The sequence below is a fragment of the Thiorhodococcus mannitoliphagus genome, from assembly GCF_010915725.1.
Taxonomy (GTDB): Bacteria; Pseudomonadota; Gammaproteobacteria; order Chromatiales; family Chromatiaceae; genus Thiorhodococcus; species Thiorhodococcus mannitoliphagus.
This window is the reverse complement of record NZ_JAAIJR010000503.1, coordinates 1-337: the sequence shown is the minus strand read 5'-3', so window position 1 is coordinate 337 and position 337 is coordinate 1. Positions and strand designations below refer to the sequence as shown.

The 337-nt window shown below is 58.2% G+C and carries 1 protein-coding gene; it reads right to left on the bottom strand.

Annotation, left to right across the window (positions count from 1 at the left end; translation table 11 throughout):
* Positions 1-177: NAD(P)H-binding protein (locus G3480_RS27530; RefSeq protein ID WP_240906128.1), on the bottom strand; the 177-nt coding region annotated here is incomplete at its 3' end.
* Between the last annotated feature and the right edge of the window lie 160 nt (positions 178-337).

The window sequence follows — 337 nt, the reverse complement described above, 5'->3', positions numbered from 1 at the left end:
GAGCACGCAGATGACCGCATCCGCCCCTTCGACGGACTTGGCGACGGCCGCTGGATCGAGCACATCCCCGCCGATCTTTGTCAGCCCGTCGTGGGGCTGGAGCTTGTTGGGATCGCGCGCGAGGGCCGTGATGGTATGACCCTGCTCCAGTGCCGCCGGTCGCGCCGAAGAGGGCAATGTGCATGCTGTTGTCTCCTGATCGTCGTTTACCCGAGCTGTGGCTGGAAGTTAAGGGCGGCTCGGCCGGAAGGCGAGGGGGATTAGAGGATATCCGGAACAGAAAATGCTTAATAATTAAAATGCCAAATAAGATAGTATCTTAGGTACGACAATCACG